Here is a 1,596-nt window from a genome sequence, read left to right on the forward strand (position 1 = left end):
GGCACAGTTGCATAAGTCCGTGGCAATATAATCATGTTATCCAAAGATCATAGACGCTCTGAACATAAAGAAAGGTAAATCCTGCACACCGCGTAGTTGTGCTCTAAAGCCTTTCAACTTAGAGTTAAGAGATTCAGCATGAGCATTGGTTGATCTGTTTATGAAGTAATTTAGTACTTCTTCTTCCTTGTATTTGATGGCATCCCTTGCAGCCTTTACTTCACGCAACGTACAAGCTGATACTTTCTGATACCACTCATGCAGTTTAACCTTAGCAGTACCCCGGTCGATAGACTTGTTGCTAAACACGCTTCTTAGGCTACAAATCAAAGTATATGCTTCCTTTATCTTTGGGAACATCCTGAAAAGTATCTTTGCACGTGTTTTCTGCCTGTCAGTCCATTTCTCACCACTCACACTCAGCAGATACTTGCTTCTTGTCAGCAGTTCTATGACAGTTTCGCCATTGGCCAGCATGGTTGGCCTGAAGCGTTTGTTCAACCTCTGTGGCTTGCGTCCCCGCTTCTTGCCTTTGTATTTCTTTGGATGTTTCTTGCGGTAGTATTTACGGCTCTTTACCAGCTGTTCAAGTTTCTTTTTGAACATGGCCTTCTCCTTGTTTTGTGCTTTCTGCGCTTCTCGTTTAGCTTTGAGGCGGAGTTCCTCCACTGCTTCGATACAACGCTTGACGATATGGAAGCAGTCAATGACTATGGCTGCATTAGGAAAGGCTTCTGTGACGGCAGCAAACATGCTGTCAGAGAAGTCCATGGTAACTTCCTCGACCTGCTCTCGCTGTTCCTGCGGTATCTGCATAAGAACATTGATAATGTCTGAGGCCTTGGTGCCTTTTACAGCTGCTATTAAGGTGTGACGTTTGCCATGCCCTTCTTTGTTGGTCAAGAATGTCATCAGGTCCTTGTGAAGCATGGTCTCGTCAATGCCCAGCCGTTTGCCTATGTTCTTAGGATGCAGCACCCAGTCCTCTGCATGACTGGCTTGTTCCCAATTACGGAAACCGCTCAGATGATCCTTGTAAGCACGCTCCAGGTTATTGCCATCTACCTTAAAGTATAGCCCCAGCGAGCGGGCCGTTATCGGGTAGGTATCCAAATATTTTTTTTAAGACATCAGCAAACTCCTTAGAGTAGCTGGTGTTATCAGCAAGCAACGAGTACCTGTCAAGGATTATGTTTCTGCCTGCTGCCGTTAACCATCTGCGACGTCTGACATGAAGAACGACCTTGTGGTCACGGATAGGAAAGTCGTTAACCTGACGGCTTTCCGTGAAACCATTGGGCTTAAGGTCGTGCCACTCTTCTTCCCGTGCATCTTTTTCGTCAAGATAGATGTGAAGAAGGACGCGCTCATTACCAGTCTCTTCAATAATGCCAGTGTGGTCTTCGTTAACGGCTGTAACGTCGAAGAACTCAAGGATGCCTTTGGGAAGAAGGTAACTTGCCAGAATCTTATAGTCAAATGCTGATTGCTTACTCATGAGTGCAAAGGTAATGCTTCTTATAAACATTTAAGCATTAAACATGAAAATATAGACCTATACTACAAAAATAAGCCACGGATATTTGCAACTGTGCC

General features: G+C 44.7%; 2 protein-coding genes. Both read right to left on the reverse strand.

Translation table 11 applies throughout. The features are described 5' to 3' along the window. Positions 1–36 precede the first annotated feature (36 nt). Positions 37–1,113, reverse strand: coding sequence for a transposase (locus tag WKT12_RS16350; protein ID WP_229508251.1), 1,077 nt, complete (start codon positions 1,111–1,113; stop codon positions 37–39). Next, a complete protein-coding gene (locus WKT12_RS16355; RefSeq protein WP_229508250.1) occupies positions 1,067–1,498 on the reverse strand; it encodes an ISAon1 family transposase N-terminal region protein in 432 nt (143 codons plus the stop codon). The genes WKT12_RS16350 and WKT12_RS16355 overlap by 47 nt, the downstream gene beginning before the upstream one ends. Positions 1,499–1,596: the final 98 nt, after the last annotated feature.

Source organism: Phocaeicola sp. HCN-6420 (genome assembly GCF_037890145.1).
In the GTDB taxonomy this organism is placed as follows: Bacteria; Bacteroidota; Bacteroidia; order Bacteroidales; family Bacteroidaceae; genus Phocaeicola.

Coding starts and splice junctions, on each gene's coding strand:
- WKT12_RS16355 (WP_229508250.1), bottom strand. CDS start 1,498: ATGAGTAAGCAATCAGCATTTGACTATAAGATTCTGGCAAGTTACCTT.